Source organism: Candidatus Pelagibacter sp. PS_37, from assembly GCF_059417825.1.
In genome coordinates, this window is sequence record NZ_CM182067.1 from 553,158 (window position 1) to 570,397 (window position 17,240).

Consider the following 17,240-nt stretch of genomic DNA (forward strand, 5'->3'; position numbering starts at 1 on the left):
ACTGGGGTATTGACATAAAAAAATGTTATGTTATAACATAACAAAATGAATAATCACGACATAGTTTTTGATATAATTAAGAAATCTAAAAAGCATTTAACGGCTTATGAAATATTAGATAAATTTCAAAAATTTAAAAAGATACAGCCAATGGCTGTTTACAGATCTTTAAAAAAACTAATTGAAGAAGATAAGATACATAAATCTAATCAAAATAAGACCTATGTATTGTGTAGTCATGAGCATGTTAAGCATAATCCATCTATAGCTATTTGTAGAGATTGTGGAGACACAGAAGAGCTTAAATCAGAATTATTTGAAACAATATTTAAAAAAAACCCAATCAAAAAATATGACTTCAGTGATTTTCAGCTTGAAGTCTCAACAAAATGTAGGAGATGTAACTAATGGAACACGCACATGAATTACCAGAATTTCTTCACTTTTTAGAAGAACTTATAGAGGAATATGGAATATTAAGAGGATTTGTATTTGGTTTTGTTCATACGTTAATACCATTAATTGGTTTTTATTCAGGTTGGAGCATAAACCGTTTTTTGAAATTAGTTTCTAATGGTGCAATTGCTGGAATAATTGGAATAGTTTTAGCTCATATTATAGCAGACTTTATAGCAGCCTTACTTGATCCAAATTTAAAAAGTGCTGCCTTTGGAATTGTTCTTGGTGGCTTCTTACCTTTATTAGCGGTACCTTTTTTAGAAAAATATGTAACGAAAAGCCAATACCATAATGTTGTTGGTGATCATGAAGATCTAAAAAAAGATTTGAAAAGCAAGCATAAATAATATTTAATATTGGGATGAGTACAGTTCCCTTAACATTAAAAGAAATTTTAGAACTAGCCAAAAAAACACTATTAGCTAATGGTTGTGATGAGGAAAATGCTAGTATTCTAGCGGATACTATTATGAGAGCTGAAAGAGATGGTTCTGTTTCTCATGGTTTGTTTAGATTACCAGCTTATGTAGCAGGCTTAAAAAGTAAAAAGATTAATGGTAAGGCAAGACCCGAATTAGAAAATGTTGCTCCAAGTATTATTAAAGTACTAGGCAACAATGCAGTTGCTCCTATGGTTTTAAGTTTAGGATTACCTGCAGTTATTGAATTAGCAAAAAAAAATGGTGTAGCAGTTCTTGCCATAAAAAATTCACATCACATGGCAGCCCTTTGGCCTGAAACTGAAGCTATTGCTGAAGCTGGACTTGTTGGTATTGCTTGCACATCTTATAAGCCAGCTGTTGCACCAGCGGGTGCTACTAAACCTTTATATGGGACAAATCCAATTTCTTTTGCTTGGCCTAGACCTGGTAAAACTCCTGTTGTCTATGATATGGCAACTGCTTCAATGGCAATGGGTGAAGTTCAAATTGCAAAAAGAGAAGGGCACAAAGTTCCCCTTGGAACGGGTTTAACTAAAGAGGGTAAAGAAACAACCGATCCTGGAGAAATAGCTGATGGTGGAGTTATACTTCCTTTTGGAGGCTATAAAGGATCTAGTATTGCAATGATGGTTGAATTATTAGCTGGAGCATTAATAGGTGAAAATTTTAGTTTTGAAACTGCTGCTAAAGATAATAACGATGGTGGTCCTCCAAGTGGTGGTGAATTTATCATGGCAATCTCACCAGATAAAATTTCTAGTAAAGGTTGGGATAAACACGCAGATGAATTTTTTAGTAAAATGTCAGCTATGGAGGGTGTTAGGCTTCCAGGAGAAAGAAGACATAAAAATAGATTAAATAAAGGACCAAGAAATATTAATGAAGAACTCGTTAATAAAATTAAATCTTTAAGCTAATTCAATTTCAATAGGTGTGTGATCAGAGGGTTTTTCTTTTCCTCTTGGGTCTTTATTAATATTAACATTTTTTACTATATTTAATAAAGAATTTGATACTAAGAAGTGGTCAATTCTTAATCCATTATTTTTCTGCCAAGCACCTCTCATATAATCCCAATAAGTATAGCCTTCCTTTTCACCATGAATGTGACGGTAGGCATCATGAAAACCCAGATTAATCATTTCTCTAAATTTTTTTCGTATCTCAAGTCTGTATAAAGCATCATCTTCAAACCCTTTAATATTATAAGCATCTTCAGCTGAGGGAAGAATATTAAAATCTCCAGCTAAGATAATATTTTCATTTTTCTTTGAAAGAGTTTTTAATTGTTTAATTAATTTATCTAACCAGTTTTTTTTATAAGTGTATTTATCAGTATCTACAGGATTACCATTTGGAGTATAAATATTAATCAGTTGAATATTTTTTTTTTTATGCTTTAGTTCAGCTGAAATAATCCTAGATTGTTTCAATTTATCTTTAATTAAATCTATTTTAACATTTTCTAGTTTGTGTTTGGATATAATAGCAACACCATTATAACTTTTTTGTCCAAATACATGACTCTCATAATCTAATGCTGAAAAATCATCATAGGGAAAAGTCTCATCTTGTGTTTTAATTTCCTGCATCATAACAACATCTGGAGAAAATTTTTGAAGATATTCTTTAATATTTTCAATTCTTGCTCTAACAGAATTAACATTCCAAGATGTAATAATCATTATATAGAGAAAGAAACACCACAACCGCAAGAAGATTTACTTTGTGGGTTAGTGATCTTGAATTGATCGCCAATTAGTTCTGAAACAAAGTCCACTTCTGAACCTTTTAATAAGTCTGCTGAAGTTTTATCTATAAGAATATTTTCATGTTTTAAGTCGTCAGCTTCTAATTTTTTGTCAAAAGTAAACTCATATTGAAAACCTGAACAACCACCGCCTTTAATAGCGATTCTAAAAAATGACCCTGGATCTTTTTGAGACAACAAATTATTAATCTGTTTTATAGCTTTATCTGTAAATTTAATTTCTTTAATCATATAACAACACTGATAATACTAATATAATATCAATTTATTAAATTTAAAGTATGAATAATTACTCAAATTTAGCTTTATCTAAAAGCAAAGGTCGTATTTTTAAAGAAGCTAATTCACTTTACAGAACTCCATTTCAAAGAGACAGAGATAGAATTATTCACAGTGCCTCATTCAGAAGGTTAAAACATAAAACACAAGTTTTTGTTAACACAGAAGGGGATCATTTTAGAACTAGAATTACCCATTCAATTGAGGTTGCGCAAATTGCAAGATCAATAGCTAAACATTTAGGTTTAAATGATGATCTAGCTGAAACCTTAAGTTTGGCTCACGACTTAGGGCATACTCCGTTCGGACATGCTGGAGAAGATGCTCTTAATGAATGTATGGTTAACTTTGGAGGCTTTGACCACAATCTTCAAACCTTAAGAATAGTTATGTTTCTTGAGCATAAATACCTTAAATTTAAAGGCCTGAACTTAACATTAGAAACTTTAGATGGATTATTAAAGCACAATGGCGCAATTGATGATCTCTCCACAGTTAATAGGTTGATTGGATTAAAAAGTTTTAAGAATAAAATAAACTTTACTAACTCTGGTTCATTGGAAGCTCAAATATCAGCAATCTCAGATGACATTGCTTATAATAATCATGACATACAAGATGGAATTAGAGCTAAAATGTTTAATTTAAACGACTTGATTGAAATTAATTTTTTTAAAGATATTTATAAATCACACAAAAATAATATTAAAAACAACAATAAAGATATTTTGATATATCAAATAATACGAGATTCAATTGATTTAATGGTTAGAGATTTAATTAAGAATACTAAAAATAATTTAAAAAATAATAAAGTCAAATCTTTAAAAGATGTTTATAACTTAGATGATCCTATAGTGTGTTTTTCAAGTAAATTTCTTAAAATTGAAAAAGAAGTTAGGTTTTTCCTTAGAAGCAAAATGTATAACAATAAAAAAGTATTATTAAAAAATAATCATGGAAAAAAAATTATTAATAAACTCTTTTATAAAATTAAGAATAAGCCCAAAAAATTTTTAAACGATGATCAATTAAAGAATGACCCAAATAGAGCAATAGCTGATTTTATCTCAGGTATGACAGATAGATATGCAATCAATTTAAATAAAGGTATTTAATGAACATTTTTGATCTCTACTTGGATAAAATAATAATCTTGATTAAAAAGCTTAATAAAGATGGTTCTTTAGAATTACCTGAATCTTTAAATGGAATTAATGTAGATATACCACCATCAAATTTTGACTGCGATATATCAACCAATGTAGCCATGGTGCTCTCTAAGGCTAATAAAAAATCTCCAATTGATATTGCAAATATTTTAATTGAATTAATTAAAAATGAAGATGAAAAAATAGAATCTATTTCTGCAGCAAAACCAGGATTTATTAATATTAAATTTAAGACAATATATTGGAATAATTTTATTAAAAGTATTAATCAAAATCACAAGGATTACGGTGTCAATAATAAAGAAAAAAAACAAAAATATCTTATAGAATTTGTTTCAGCTAATCCCACTGGCCCTCTTCATGTTGGACATTGTAGAGGTGCAATATTGGGAGATGTTATTTCAAATATATTAATTTTTAACAAGCATGATGTTTCAAAAGAATATTATGTTAACGATTATGGTAATCAAATCATAAATTTTACAAAATCTGTTTTTTTTAGAATTAGGGAAATACTTTTTAATGAAAAATTCCCAATTGAAAACTCTGATTTATATCCCGGTGATTACTTAGTTGGTATTGCTAAAAATATTATAAAATCTAATAAAGTTTTAAAATTTGATAAATTTGAAAATGTTTCAAAAGAACTAACTTTATTATCGGTTTCAGAATCTTTAAAATTGATTAAAAATAATTTATCAAATCTTGGAATAGTGCACGATAGATTTACAAGTGAAACTGATATTGTCTTAAATAATGAAGTTCAGAAAGCAATTGATAAATTAAAGGAAAAAAAGCTTGTTTATAGTGGAAAAATTAAGGCTCCCAAAGGTGAAGATGATGAAAACTGGGTAGAAAGGGAGCAACTTTTATTTAAATCAACAGATTTTGGTGACGATAAAGATAGAGCACTTCAAAAGTCTGATAAATCGTGGACTTACTTTGCTAGCGATGTTGCCTATCATGATAATAAATTAAATAGAAATTACGATACACTTATTAATATATTAGGGGCTGACCATGCTGGCTATATTAAAAGAATAACTTCTGTCGTTGAAGCTCTATCAGGAGATAAAAAAAAATTGATTTGTAAAGTAAGTCAACTCGTCAAATTAATTAAAGATGGAAAACCTTTTAAAATGTCAAAAAGAAAAGGTGACTATATAACAGTTGAAGACTTGATAGCCGAAGTTGGCAAAGATGCTACGAGATTTATTATGCTTAATAGAAGTAGCGATGTAGAGTTAGATTTTGATTTTACAAAAGTTAAAGAAAAATCTAAAGATAACCCACTTTATTATGTCCAATACTGTTATGCCAGAATATCATCTGTCTTTAGACACGTAAATCTAAATATAGAAAATGATTTGAATATAAAAGATTACGAATTTGAATATGCTGGAGATGAAATAAAGATATTAAAAAAAATTGCAGAATGGCCTAAGTGTATTGAAGCTGCAAGTCTAAGGCTTGAACCCCACAGAATACCAGTTTATCTTTACGAACTATCATCAGAATTTCATTCTTATTGGAATATGGGAAAAGAGGATCAATCAAAAAGATTTATTAACGAACAAAAGAAAATTTCAAATGATAAATTAGTTTTTTTAAAAGTTATATCTAATGTTATCAAATCTGGAATGAATATTGTTGGAGTAGATACTCCTCAAAAAATGTAATGTTAAAAGAACTTAAATATCTTTTATTCTTGGTTGTTATAGTTTTATTTTTTTTTCTATCCTTCAAATACTATTTTTCAAATGAAAATAAAAAAAATTCATACCGATCTTTGAAAAATATTGAGGATAAAACTGAAAATTATTCGCGTAATCTTATTTTACTTAAGAGTGATACTGTTAATATTGTTGAATATGTTGAAAAAAGCATAGATAAAAATAAAAAGAATTACAAGTTTTGGGAACTTATTAATAATGATGGATAATCGTAAAAGTTTCATAGTTGGTTTAAAATCTACTAAATTATTGATTAGTGAAAAAAAATTTCTAATTAAACACAAGCCTTGGGGAATAATACTTTTTTCAAGAAATATTAAAAATATTGCACAATTAAAAAAACTAACAGATCAAATTAGAAAAATATTCAATGATAAAAAATACCCTATTTTAATTGATCAAGAGGGTGGCAGAGTTAATAGATTAAAAAAATTTTTTAAAGCAGATAAGTTTACTGGAGAATTTTTTGGTAATCTTTATCTTAAAGATAAAAAAAAATTTTATATCGAATACAAAAAGTTTATCAATAAAACTGTCTTATTATTAAAAAATGTAGGAATTAACATAAATACTCTACCAGTCCTTGATGTTAGATCCAAAGGATCAAGTGCAATAATTGGTGACAGAGCCTTTTCAGACAATACAAAGATTGTTTCAGAAATTGGAGATATTTGTATTAAAGAGTTCCATAATAATAAAATTGCCACTGTGATAAAGCATATACCAGGACATGGCTTAGCAAAGGTAGATAGTCATAAAAAAACTCCTACAATCAATAAGGAATTAAGATATTTGAATAATCATGACTTTATGGCATTCAAAAATAAAAACAGTTTATTTGCAATGACAGCACATCTTATTTATAAAAAAATTGACAAAGCTAATACCGCAACACATTCGAAGAAAATTATAAAATTAATAAGAAATCAAATTAAATTTAGAAATATTTTGATGTCTGACGATATTTCAATGAAAAGTTTAAAAGGCTCTATAGCAATTAATACAAAGAAATCTTTTAGTGCAGGTTGTGATTTAGTTCTTCATTGTAATGGAAATTTAAAAGAAATGAATAATGTAGCCCTATATTCACCAGTTATAAACAAGTTTATTAAAAAAAAAACATCACAATTTTATAAGATTATAAGCTAATATTTATCATGTCTGATTCTGATTCTAAAAACTTTAATGTAGATCTTGATAATTATAACGGCCCACTTGATGTGTTATTAGATTTGGCAAAAGCTCAAAAAGTTAACCTTGAGGATATTTCTATAACATTACTGGCTGATCAATTTCACAATTATATTACTAATGAAAAAAATCTAAATCTAGAATCTGCATCAGAATACTTGTTGATGGCTACATGGTTAACTTATCTTAAATCAAAACTTTTGTTGCCAGGAAATCCAGAAGAAGAATTTAAAGTTTTAGAAGTTGCTGAAAAATTAAAATTACAATTAAAAAAATTAGAATTGATTAGATTACTTTCTGACCAAATGTTACAAAGAAAAAGACTTGGTAGAGAAATAAGAACTAGAGGAATTAAAGGAAATATACGATCTATATATAGTACTGAATATAAACTAAATCTTTACGAACTTTTAAAATCTTATTCCTCAATTATTATGACCAAAGATTTTCAAAGGATGAATATTCCTAAACTTCCAGTTTTTACCACTGAAGATGGCATCAAAAGAATAAAAGAATTCTTTGGTAAGTTAATTGATTGGAGAAATATTAATGAACTAATACCTTCTTCATTTAAAAGTGGCTCAAAATATAAAACAACTGGTAAAGCAGGAATTTTTGCTGGTTCCTTAGAGCTGGTTAAAGAGGGCAATCTAACTATAAAGCAAGAAAATTTATTTGATGATATTTATATTAAGGAATTAAAATGACAAAAATAAAAAAAGAAACAAATAACAATATAGTTACTTTCCCATCAAAAATAAATGATGGTGAAAGAGAAGTTGAGGCAATAATTTTTGCTGCTGCTGAACCATTAGATATTGACACTATCGAATCTAAAATTTCAAAAAAAATTGATGTTCTAAAATCATTACAGAAATTACAAAAAGAATATTCATCAAGAGGAATTAATCTAGTTTGTATTTCTAATAAATGGTCTTTTAGAACTTCTGAAAATTTATGGAACCTTATGTCTCAAGAAAAAACTGTAGAAAAAAAATTGTCAAGAGCTGCAGTTGAAACATTAGCAATAATTGTTTATCACCAACCTGTTACTAGAGCTGAAATAGAAGAAATAAGAGGTGTTGCTTTTGGAACAAACACACTTGAGATTTTAATGGAGCTAAATTGGGTAAAACCACAAGGCCGTAAAGATGTACCCGGTAAACCAATTCAGTATGGAACAACTGATGATTTCTTAAGTCATTTTAGTCTTCAAAAATTGTCTGATTTACCTACAGTTGACGAATTGGGATCTGCCGGTCTTATTGATAGCTCAAATATTGATAATGCAATATTTGGTACTGGTAAATTTTACAAAGAAAAACAAGTTGAAAAAAAAGAGGATATTTATGAAAATATCGATGAGATGTTAGGTGGAACACTAAGTCCAGACGAAGAAAAGTAAAAAGTTACTTTAAAAATAAATTTAAAAGAGGTATAAAATATTATGAGCATTGGAATTTGGCAAATAGCAATCGTAATTATTCTTGTTGTACTTTTATTTGGTAGAGGCAAGATATCTAGCTTAATGGGTGATGTAGCCAAAGGTATAAAAAGTTTTAAAAAAGGTATGGCTACAGACATTACAGATGAACCCGAGCCTAAAAATGTTTCAGAAAATAATCAAGATAGCAAAGACAAAGAATAGATTAAATGCCCACTATTGGCTGGTTTGAGATTTTAATAGTAGTTGCTGTTGCAATCATTGTTATTGGACCCAAGGACTTCCCCTATATGTTAAAAAAAGTTGGTTCATGGATTGGAACCACAAAAAGATATATTAGCAATATACAAAATGAGGTAGCTGACCTTGATATCAATTCTAATGAAATAGAAAAACCTATAGAAGAAAAAAAAGATAATGACAAAATCTGAAAATGAAGGCGGTTTTGTAAGCCATCTAACTGAACTTAGAAAAAGATTAATTCATTCTTTTATTTTTTTATTCATTTTTTTTATTGGTTGTTATTTTTTTTCAGAACATTTATATGGTTTTTTAGTTGAACCTTTCGCTAAAGCAGTAAATGAAAGTGGAACTGATAGAAGGTTAATTTTTACAGCTTTACAGGAAACATTTTTAACATACTTAAAGGTTTCTTTTTTTGCAGCATTCTTTGTTACATGTCCCTATATATTGGTACAAATATGGAAATTTATTGCACCAGGACTCTATAAGCATGAAAAAATTGCAATCGTTCCTTATCTAGTTTTAACGCCTATATTATTTTTTCTAGGAGGCATGCTTGTTTATTATTTAATAATGCCGCTAGCCATAAAGTTTTTTCTTTCTTTTGAGAGTACAGGAGCTTCAACAGGATTACCCATTCAATTAGAAGCTAAAGTTAGCGAATATCTTTCTTTGGTTATGAAATTAATTTTTGCATTCGGTATAAGTTTTCAGTTACCAGTTGTCCTTAGCTTATTAGCTAGAGTAGGTATTGTTGATGCTGAATTTCTTAGAAAAAAAAGAAAATATGTCGTTGTAATGATTTTTGCTGCAGCTGCACTATTAACACCACCTGATCCCATAACTCAAATTGGACTAGCAATACCATTATTGATTTTATATGAATTATCTATATTTTCTGTAAACATTATTGATAAGAAAAATAAAAAAAATGCATAATATAAAAGAAATTAGAAATGATGTTGAGGCTTTTAAAAAAGCTTTGAATAAAAGATTTATAGAAATAGATGTAGATAAGATTTTATCATTGGATGAAAATAATAGAGAGTACATCCAACAAAGAGAATTACTTGAAAAAGAAAAAAAAGATATCTCAAAATCTAAAGATCAATCACTTTTTGAAAAATCAAAAAAGATAACTGTTGAAATAGATAATATTAGTAAATTACAAGCTAGCGTTAAAAATGAATTGGAAACAATTTTGTCATCAATACCAAATATACCTCATCCAGACGTTCCTACAGGTAAAGATGAAAACTCAAATGTAGAAATTTCTAAATCAGGAACAATACAAAATTTTAAATTTAAACCTAAATCACATTATGAATTAGGTGAAGACTTAAACATGCTTGATTTTGATCTAGCAACGAAAACTACTGGATCAAGATTTGTTTTTGTAAAAGATAAATTGGCCATGCTAGAAAGAGCTTTATCAAATTTTATGCTTGATACACATGTGAATACTAATGGTTATGAAGAAATATCCCCGCCACTAATTGCAACAGATGCTACTATGTATGGTACGGGACAATTACCTAAATTTGATAATGACCAGTTTGAACTTAAATTAGACGACTCTAGTGACAGAAAATTTTTAATTCCAACTGCTGAAGTTATTTTAACCAATATTGTAAAAGACCAAATTATTGATAAAAAAAAACTTCCAATGCGATTGGTTGCCTCAACACCCTGTTTTAGAAAAGAAGCAGGAAGTTATGGTAAAGATACTAAGGGAATGATTAGACAGCACCAATTTTACAAAGTTGAAATGGTGAGTATTGTTGAAATTGATAAGTGCTTACCAGAACTTGATAGAATGACTGATTGTGCAACTAAAATTTTAGATTTACTAAAACTTCCATACCGAAAAATTGTTTTATGTACTGGTGATATGGGTTTTAGTGCTGAAAAAACTTTTGATATTGAGGTGTGGCTTCCATCAGAAGATAAATACAGAGAAATCTCAAGTTGCTCTTCATGTGGATCATTTCAAGCTAGAAGAATGAAAGCCAGATATAAAAACGAAAAAAAAGAAACTGTGCTTGTTGGCACCTTAAACGGCAGTGGTTTAGCAGTTGGTAGAACATTAGTTGCTATATTAGAAAATTATCAACAAGAAGACGGGTCTATTCTAGTGCCAGAAGCTTTAAAGCCTTATATGAATAATATTGAAAAAATCGTTAAGATTTAAAGTTGTTTTAATTAGATAGATGTTGTAAGAATTCATTTTAATTTAGGAGAATTATGGATCAAGGAATAGGCCAATTTATACCACTAATTTTAATTTTTGTTATTTTTTACTTTTTTTTAATAAGACCTCAACAAAAGAAAGTTAAAGAGCATAAAGCCATGGTAGAAAACTTATCAAGAGGAGACAAGGTTGTAACTTCTGCTGGTATTATTGGGACAGTTGAAAGAATTATTGATAATGAAAAAGTTGAAGTGCAAATTGCTGACAACGTTAAAGTAGAAATTATTAAATCTACAGGTATTCAAGGATTACTTAACTCCCCTGAAGTAAAAAAATAACATTTTACTAAAGTGTTATACTTTTCTAAATTAAGAATTACCTTAGTTTCTTTAGTATCAATTTTTTTTATTTTTATTGCTGCATCAAATTTTCAAAACCCTGAAGACAGTTTTATTTCTAAAAAGATAAATCTAGGTTTAGATTTACAAGGCGGATCATATCTTTTACTAGAAATTGATAATGAACCCGTTGAAATTCAAAAATTACAAAATACAACAACTGTTATTAGAAATTTTTTAAAAGATAAGAAAATAACTTTTAATGATCTAAGAATTGAAGATAAAAAAATAATATTCAGTATACCCAATGATAATATTGAGTTGGTTCAATCTTTTTTTCTTGATAAAGAAAGTGATATTAACCCTTATTATTTTCAATATAAATCACATCAGTTTGATGTAAATATTCAAGATAATGAATTTACGCTAACTCTATCAAAATATGGACTTATTGAAATTAAAACATCTTCACAAGATCAAGCTATAGAAATAGTTAGAAGAAGAGTTGATGAAGTTGGTACAAATGAACCCAATATACTGAAAAGAGGTAATAATAGAATTCTAGTTGAGCTTCCAGGACTTGATGATCCCATGCGTATCAAGTCACTTTTAGGAAAAACTGCAAATTTAACATTTAGATTTGTAACTCAAAATAATAATGACACTTTTGGTACTGAAATGCTTCAATTTGAAGATGGAACTAGCGAAGCAATGGTTAGCAAAAGAATAATCTTAAATGGTGAGAATTTATTGGATGCTCAACCACAAATGAATAATCAAACCAACGAAACAGTAGTATCATTTACACTTGATAGAGTGGGGGCAAAAAGATTTGGTAAAGCAACCAGTACAGGAATTGGCAAACAATTAGCAATTGTTCTAGATGGTAAAATTGTTAGTGCTCCAGTAATAAGGGATACTATAGCAAGTGGAAATGGTCAGATCAGTGGAAATTTCACATTTCAATCTGCAACAGACTTGGCATTACTTCTAAGATCAGGAGCGTTACCAGCACCACTTAACATTATTGAAGAAAGAACTGTTGGACCTGACCTTGGTCAAGATTCAATTAATGCAGGAGTTATCGCCCTTATGATTGGTTTCTTATTGGTGATAATTTTTATGTTTGTTAAATATAGAATTTTTGGTCTAATTGCTAACATAACACTATTAATTAACTTATTTTTTTTAGTTGGTATTTTAACTTTATTTGAAGCAACATTAACACTTCCTGGAATAGCAGGTATCATTTTAACGGTTGGTATGGCAGTTGACGCTAACGTGTTAATTTTTGAAAGAATTAAAGAAGAATGCAAGAAAGAAAAAAATAATATTATAGCTTTTGATACAGGTTATGTGAAATCAAAAACTGCAATTATAGACGCAAACATAACCACATTAATTGCAGCTGTAATCTTATTCTTTATGGGCTCTGGACCTGTTAAAGGTTTCTCTGTGACTTTAGCTATAGGAATTTTTACAACACTGTTTTCAGTTTATTTTATTGCAAGAATGCTTACTGGCCTTTATGTCGTAAGAAATAAAGAAAAGACTGAACTAATATAATGATTAATTTTAATAAATTTTATAAACTATTTAATCTAATCTCTTTAAGTTTAGTTGTTGCATCTGTTCTATTATTATTTTTTAAAGGACTTAATTTTGGTGTAGATTTTAAAGGTGGAACTTTAATAGAACTAAGGTCTAACGATAAAAATATTAACGTTACTTCTTTAAGGCAATCTTTTAACAAAATGAAATTAGGAGATTTTAATATTAAAAAATTTGGCAATGAAAATGATTTTTTAATCAAAATAGAAAAAAAAGATACAAGTGCAAATGCTATAGAAGTTATTAAAAAAGATTTAACATCTTCATTGAGGAGTTCTTTTAATTTCAGAAGAGTTGAAAATGTAGGTCCAAAAGTTAGTTCTGAATTATTAAAGTCTGGTATTATTGCAATCGCTCTATCTCTAGCTGCAATGTTATTTTACATATGGATAAGATTTGAATGGCAATTTAGCTTAGGTGCTATTTTAGCCCTATTTCATGATGTCATTATAACACTTGGTCTTTTTTCACTATTTAGTTTGGAAATAAATCTATCAATAGTTGCAGCCGTTTTAACTATAGTTGGTTATTCCATGAATGATACCGTTGTCATTTATGACAGAGTTAGAGAAAATTTAAGAAAGTTTTCTGATATCAAGATTTATGAACTTACAAATATCTCAATCAATGAAACACTTTCTAGAACTATAATTACATCAGTCACGACATTGCTTGCTTTAGTTTCAATTTATTTATTTGGTGGAGAAATATTAAAAGGTTTTTCACTAGCTATGATAATGGGTGTAATATTTGGAACTTATTCTTCAATTTATATAGCTAATCCTATACTTGTGAAACTTAGAGTGTCCCAAAAAACAATCCTAAAAGAAGAAACGGAATAGATTTAATAAAGATTTTGAGCTGCTACCATTGAAAGTAACATTGGTAACGATAAAAGAGTATTTGTTCTTGAAAACAACATTGCTGTCCTTGCTGATTTTGCTTTAAGATCAGGTTCGCACTCAACAATACCTAGTGCTCTTTTTTGATTTGGCCAAATTATAAACCAAACATTAAAAGCCATGTATAAGCCAAGCCACATTCCAATACCAATAGCTGTACTTTTTCCACCACCACCTAAAGTCATAGCATCATGTAAATAACCATTTAAATAAGCTAAAATTAATCCAGACAATACTGTTAGTAAAGCTGCCCATCTAAAATAAAACAAAGCTGCTGGCGCAATAACTTTACCTATAGCAGGTTTTTGTTCGTCAGGAATTTTAGGCATGTTTGGAATTTGAACAAAGTTAAAATACCAAAGAAGTCCAATCCACATAATAGCGACCGTTACGTGAATAAATCTTGTTAACCAACTCCAAAAAATTGCATCAAAATCAAAACCACCATTACCATAAAATAATCCTAGAAAAAGGATAATAGCTAAAGCTAATGATGCATGAATTGTCTTTGGAAGAGATGATAGTAAATTACCCATAATTAGAATCACTTATACACTAATTTTTTAAATCTTTAACTTCTTTTTAAATTTTTCTTCCAGCATAGGTTTTAAGAATTCCCCAGTATAGCTACCTTTTATTTTTATAATATCCTCAGGTTTGCCTTCTGCGATAATATTTCCTCCTTTGACACCACCCTCAGGACCCATATCAACAATATAATCAGCTGTTTTAATTACATCTAAATTATGCTCAATAACAACAACGGTATTTCCTAGTGCTACAAACGTATGTAGTATTTCTAATAATTTTTTAATATCATGCTGGTGAAGTCCAGTAGTTGGTTCATCTAAAATATACATAGTTCTTCCTGTAGATCTTTTCGATAGTTCCTTGGCTAACTTAATACGCTGAGCTTCTCCACCAGATAATGTTGTAGCCTGTTGTCCAATCTTTATATAACCAAGCCCAACTTTTTTTAATGTTAATAGTTTGGTTTTTATATTTGAAATATTTTCAAAGTATTCACATCCTTCATCAACAGACATATTTAATACATCGGCTATACTTTTATCCTTAAACTTTATTTCAAGAGTTTCTCTATTATACCTAGTTCCCTTACATTCATCACATTGTATATAAACATCAGGTAAGAAATGCATCTCGTATGTAATTACGCCATCGCCTTCACAAGCTTCACATCTTCCACCTTTAACATTAAATGAAAATCTTCCAGGTTTATATCCTCTTGTTTTTGACTCAGGTAGTGCCGTAAACCAATCTCTGATAGGCCCAAAGGCTCCGGTATAGGTTGCTGGATTTGATCTTGGTGTTCTCCCAATTGGTGATTGATCTATATCAATTATCTTATCTATAAGCTCAACACCCTTATAACCTTTAAATGCTTTTGGTACTTTTCTAGCTTTGTTATTTAAAGTTAAATTTAATGCATGATATAATGTTTGCAATATCAATGTAGATTTACCACTGCCAGAAACTCCAGTAACGCAAGTAAAGCTTCCTGTTGGAATTTTAAGATTAACGTTATTCAAATTATTTCCACTAGCTCCATTAATTTCTACAAATCTACCATTCTTAGCAAGTCTTCTAGTTCTCGGAATTTCTATATATTTTTTATGAGATAGGTATTGACCAGTGATACTATTTTTATTTTTAAGTATCTCGTTATAAGTTCCTTGTGCAATGACCTCACCACCGTTAGTACCAGCTTCTGGTCCTAAATCTATTATGTGGTCAGCATTTTCCATAGTTTCAGTGTCATGCTCAACAACGATTACTGTGTTTCCAAGATCTCTTAGTCTTTTCAATGCATTAATTAGTTTAACATTATCTTTTTGGTGCAAACCTATAGAAGGTTCGTCAAGAACATATAATACTCCTGTCAATCCTGAACCAATTTGCGAAGCAAGCCTAATTCTTTGTGCTTCTCCACCGGAAAGAGTCCCAGACTCTCTTGATAAAGTTAAATACTCAAGTCCAACATTTAAAAGAAACGTTAACCTCTCATTAATTTCTTTTAAAATATGTTCTGCTATTTTAAATTGTCTTTTATCAAGATTTTGTTCCAACCCTTTAAACCAGTTAGCAGCATCTAAAATGGATTTTTTTGTAACATCGCTTATATTTTGATTATCAATTTTAACACATAAAGCTTCCTCTTTTAGTCTATTACCATTACAGCCTTCACATGCAGAATCCGATTGATATTCCGCTATAGCTTCTCTCTTCCACTCACTGTCAGATTCAAGAAATCTTCTTTCAAGATTGTTTATGACACCTTCAAAAGTTTTTTTATGAGAATATTTTTCATATCCATCATCATAGACAAATTTTATTTCTTCTTCGTCTGATCCAAATAAAATCACATCTTTAAATTTTTTGGGTAATTTTTTCCATTTTTCATCTAAAGAAAATCCATAGTGCTTAGCAATAGAGGCTAATGTTTGAGCATAATATAGTGTGGTTGATTTAGCCCACGGTTCTATAGCACCATCAGCTATACTTTTTTTTTCATCAGGAACTACTAAATTTGGATCTACATTTAATTTAATACCAATACCTTCACATTCAGCACACGCCCCATATGGACTATTAAAAGAAAAAAGTCTTGGTTCAATTTCTTCGATTGTAAAACCACTTTCTGGACATGCAAATTTTGTTGAGTAAATTAATTTTTCAATTTTTCTAAATTTTTGAGGTAAAGTTTCGTCTTCGTACTCAACAAATACAAGACCATTTGATAAATTTACAGCTGTTTCAATACTTTCAGCTAAACGATTTCCTAGATTTGAGTTCAAAACAATTCTGTCAATTAAAACAGATATGTCATGCTTAAGTTTTTTATCTAATTCAGGTGCTTTATCTACGTCATAAAGAACCTCATCAATTTTAATTTTTCTAAAGCCTCTTCTTTTATAGCTTAAAATATCTTTTCTATATTCACCTTTACGGCCACGGACCACTGGCGCATATATATAAATTGTAGATTTTTTGGGAAGTTTTTTTATTAAATCGACAATCTGTGTAATTGTTTGTGATGTTATTGGTTTTCCAGTAAAGGGTGAATAGGGCACACCAGCTCTCGCATAGAGCACACGCATATAATCATAAATTTCTGTAACTGTAGCAACAGTTGATCTTGGGTTCTTTGACGTATTTTTTTGTTCAATAGCTATTGCTGGACTCAATCCTTCAATAAGATCAACGTTAGGTTTTTTCATTTTATCTAAAAATTGTCGAGCATAAGCAGATAAACTTTCAACATATCTTCTTTGTCCCTCTGCATAGATAGTGTCAAATGCTAATGAAGATTTTCCAGAACCGGAAAGTCCTGTAATAACAACAAATTGATCTTTGGGTATTTCTACAGAAACATTCTTTAAATTATGCTCCTTTGCACCCTTGATAACTATCTTTTTGATCATAATTTTAGTTGCTTTAAATT

At 29.3% G+C, this 17,240-nt stretch carries 20 protein-coding genes; 16 read left to right on the forward strand and 4 right to left on the reverse strand.

The window, feature by feature from the left end:
- Nucleotides 1-45 precede the first annotated feature (45 nt).
- The 3 genes from AC5SL9_RS02830 to AC5SL9_RS02840 are packed head-to-tail and all read left to right on the forward strand — an operon-like array spanning nt 46 to nt 1,819.
- Nucleotides 46-408, forward strand: coding sequence for a Fur family transcriptional regulator (locus AC5SL9_RS02830; RefSeq protein ID WP_006996954.1), 363 nt, complete (start codon nt 46-48; stop codon nt 406-408).
- Nucleotides 408-806, forward strand: coding sequence for a hypothetical protein (locus AC5SL9_RS02835; protein ID WP_006996953.1), 399 nt, complete (start codon nt 408-410; stop codon nt 804-806). The genes AC5SL9_RS02830 and AC5SL9_RS02835 overlap by 1 nt, the downstream gene beginning before the upstream one ends.
- Nucleotides 807-820: 14 nt before the next feature.
- Complete coding sequence (locus tag AC5SL9_RS02840) at nt 821-1,819, forward strand: Ldh family oxidoreductase (RefSeq protein WP_020169397.1); 999 nt, start codon at nt 821-823, stop codon at nt 1,817-1,819.
- Here the strand turns inward: AC5SL9_RS02840 and xth are convergent.
- Both xth and AC5SL9_RS02850 read right to left on the reverse strand, forming a co-directional pair.
- Entirely contained in the window at nt 1,811-2,587 is a 777-nt protein-coding gene (xth, locus tag AC5SL9_RS02845) for an exodeoxyribonuclease III (protein WP_020169398.1), read from the reverse strand. The two genes, AC5SL9_RS02840 and xth, sit on opposite strands and share 9 nt — an antisense overlap.
- Nucleotides 2,587-2,904, reverse strand: a complete 318-nt coding sequence (locus AC5SL9_RS02850; protein WP_006996950.1) for a HesB/IscA family protein — start codon at nt 2,902-2,904, stop codon at nt 2,587-2,589. The genes xth and AC5SL9_RS02850 overlap by 1 nt, the downstream gene beginning before the upstream one ends.
- 50 nt (nt 2,905-2,954) lie before the next feature.
- Between AC5SL9_RS02850 and AC5SL9_RS02855 the strand changes: the two genes are divergently transcribed.
- From AC5SL9_RS02855 to secF, 13 genes are read left to right on the forward strand one after another with little or no spacing between them, the layout of a single operon-like run.
- Complete coding sequence (locus tag AC5SL9_RS02855) at nt 2,955-4,070, forward strand: deoxyguanosinetriphosphate triphosphohydrolase (RefSeq protein ID WP_018414107.1); 1,116 nt, start codon at nt 2,955-2,957, stop codon at nt 4,068-4,070.
- Nucleotides 4,070-5,803 (forward strand): arginine--tRNA ligase, encoded by a 1,734-nt coding sequence (argS, locus tag AC5SL9_RS02860; RefSeq protein ID WP_494574327.1) that lies wholly within the window; start codon nt 4,070-4,072, stop codon nt 5,801-5,803. The genes AC5SL9_RS02855 and argS overlap by 1 nt, the downstream gene beginning before the upstream one ends.
- Nucleotides 5,803-6,066, forward strand: coding sequence for a hypothetical protein (locus tag AC5SL9_RS02865; protein WP_494574328.1), 264 nt, complete (start codon nt 5,803-5,805; stop codon nt 6,064-6,066). The genes argS and AC5SL9_RS02865 overlap by 1 nt, the downstream gene beginning before the upstream one ends.
- A complete protein-coding gene (locus AC5SL9_RS02870) occupies nt 6,059-7,006 on the forward strand; it encodes a glycoside hydrolase family 3 N-terminal domain-containing protein (protein WP_494574329.1) in 948 nt (315 codons plus the stop codon). Before AC5SL9_RS02865 ends, AC5SL9_RS02870 begins: the two co-directional genes overlap by 8 nt.
- Before the next feature lie 8 nt (nt 7,007-7,014).
- Nucleotides 7,015-7,755, forward strand: a complete 741-nt coding sequence (locus AC5SL9_RS02875; protein WP_020169400.1) for a segregation and condensation protein A — start codon at nt 7,015-7,017, stop codon at nt 7,753-7,755.
- On the forward strand, nt 7,752-8,453 hold the full coding sequence (scpB, locus tag AC5SL9_RS02880; RefSeq protein WP_494574330.1) for an SMC-Scp complex subunit ScpB: 702 nt from the start codon (nt 7,752-7,754) through the stop codon (nt 8,451-8,453). The genes AC5SL9_RS02875 and scpB overlap by 4 nt, the downstream gene beginning before the upstream one ends.
- Before the next feature lie 42 nt (nt 8,454-8,495).
- Entirely contained in the window at nt 8,496-8,696 is a 201-nt protein-coding gene (gene tatA, locus AC5SL9_RS02885) for a twin-arginine translocase TatA/TatE family subunit (RefSeq protein WP_494574331.1), read from the forward strand.
- Nucleotides 8,697-8,701: 5 nt separating this feature from the next.
- Nucleotides 8,702-8,923, forward strand: coding sequence for a Sec-independent protein translocase protein TatB (gene tatB, locus AC5SL9_RS02890; RefSeq protein WP_020169402.1), 222 nt, complete (start codon nt 8,702-8,704; stop codon nt 8,921-8,923).
- Nucleotides 8,910-9,674: a twin-arginine translocase subunit TatC gene (tatC, locus tag AC5SL9_RS02895; RefSeq protein ID WP_006996941.1), complete on the forward strand. Its 765-nt coding sequence runs from the start codon at nt 8,910-8,912 to the stop codon at nt 9,672-9,674. Before tatB ends, tatC begins: the two co-directional genes overlap by 14 nt.
- Nucleotides 9,667-10,926 carry a serine--tRNA ligase gene (serS, locus tag AC5SL9_RS02900; protein WP_494574332.1) on the forward strand — a complete coding sequence of 420 codons (1,260 nt, stop codon included), beginning with the start codon at nt 9,667-9,669 and terminating at the stop codon, nt 10,924-10,926. The genes tatC and serS overlap by 8 nt, the downstream gene beginning before the upstream one ends.
- A 50-nt stretch (nt 10,927-10,976) precedes the next feature.
- Nucleotides 10,977-11,264, forward strand: a complete 288-nt coding sequence (gene yajC, locus AC5SL9_RS02905) for a preprotein translocase subunit YajC (protein ID WP_420887231.1) — start codon at nt 10,977-10,979, stop codon at nt 11,262-11,264.
- Nucleotides 11,265-11,276: 12 nt separating this feature from the next.
- Entirely contained in the window at nt 11,277-12,830 is a 1,554-nt protein-coding gene (secD, locus tag AC5SL9_RS02910) for a protein translocase subunit SecD (RefSeq protein WP_011282079.1), read from the forward strand.
- Nucleotides 12,830-13,717 (forward strand): protein translocase subunit SecF, encoded by an 888-nt coding sequence (gene secF / locus AC5SL9_RS02915; RefSeq protein WP_494574333.1) that lies wholly within the window; start codon nt 12,830-12,832, stop codon nt 13,715-13,717. The genes secD and secF overlap by 1 nt, the downstream gene beginning before the upstream one ends.
- Nucleotides 13,718-13,719: 2 nt before the next feature.
- On the opposite strand, the gene AC5SL9_RS02920 is transcribed toward secF, so the two are convergent.
- Nucleotides 13,720-14,313 carry a urate hydroxylase PuuD gene (locus AC5SL9_RS02920; RefSeq protein WP_494574334.1) on the reverse strand — a complete coding sequence of 198 codons (594 nt, stop codon included), beginning with the start codon at nt 14,311-14,313 and terminating at the stop codon, nt 13,720-13,722.
- 27 nt (nt 14,314-14,340) lie between these two features.
- Nucleotides 14,341-17,220, reverse strand: coding sequence for an excinuclease ABC subunit UvrA (uvrA, locus tag AC5SL9_RS02925; protein ID WP_494574335.1), 2,880 nt, complete (start codon nt 17,218-17,220; stop codon nt 14,341-14,343).
- Between the last annotated feature and the right edge of the window lie 20 nt (nt 17,221-17,240).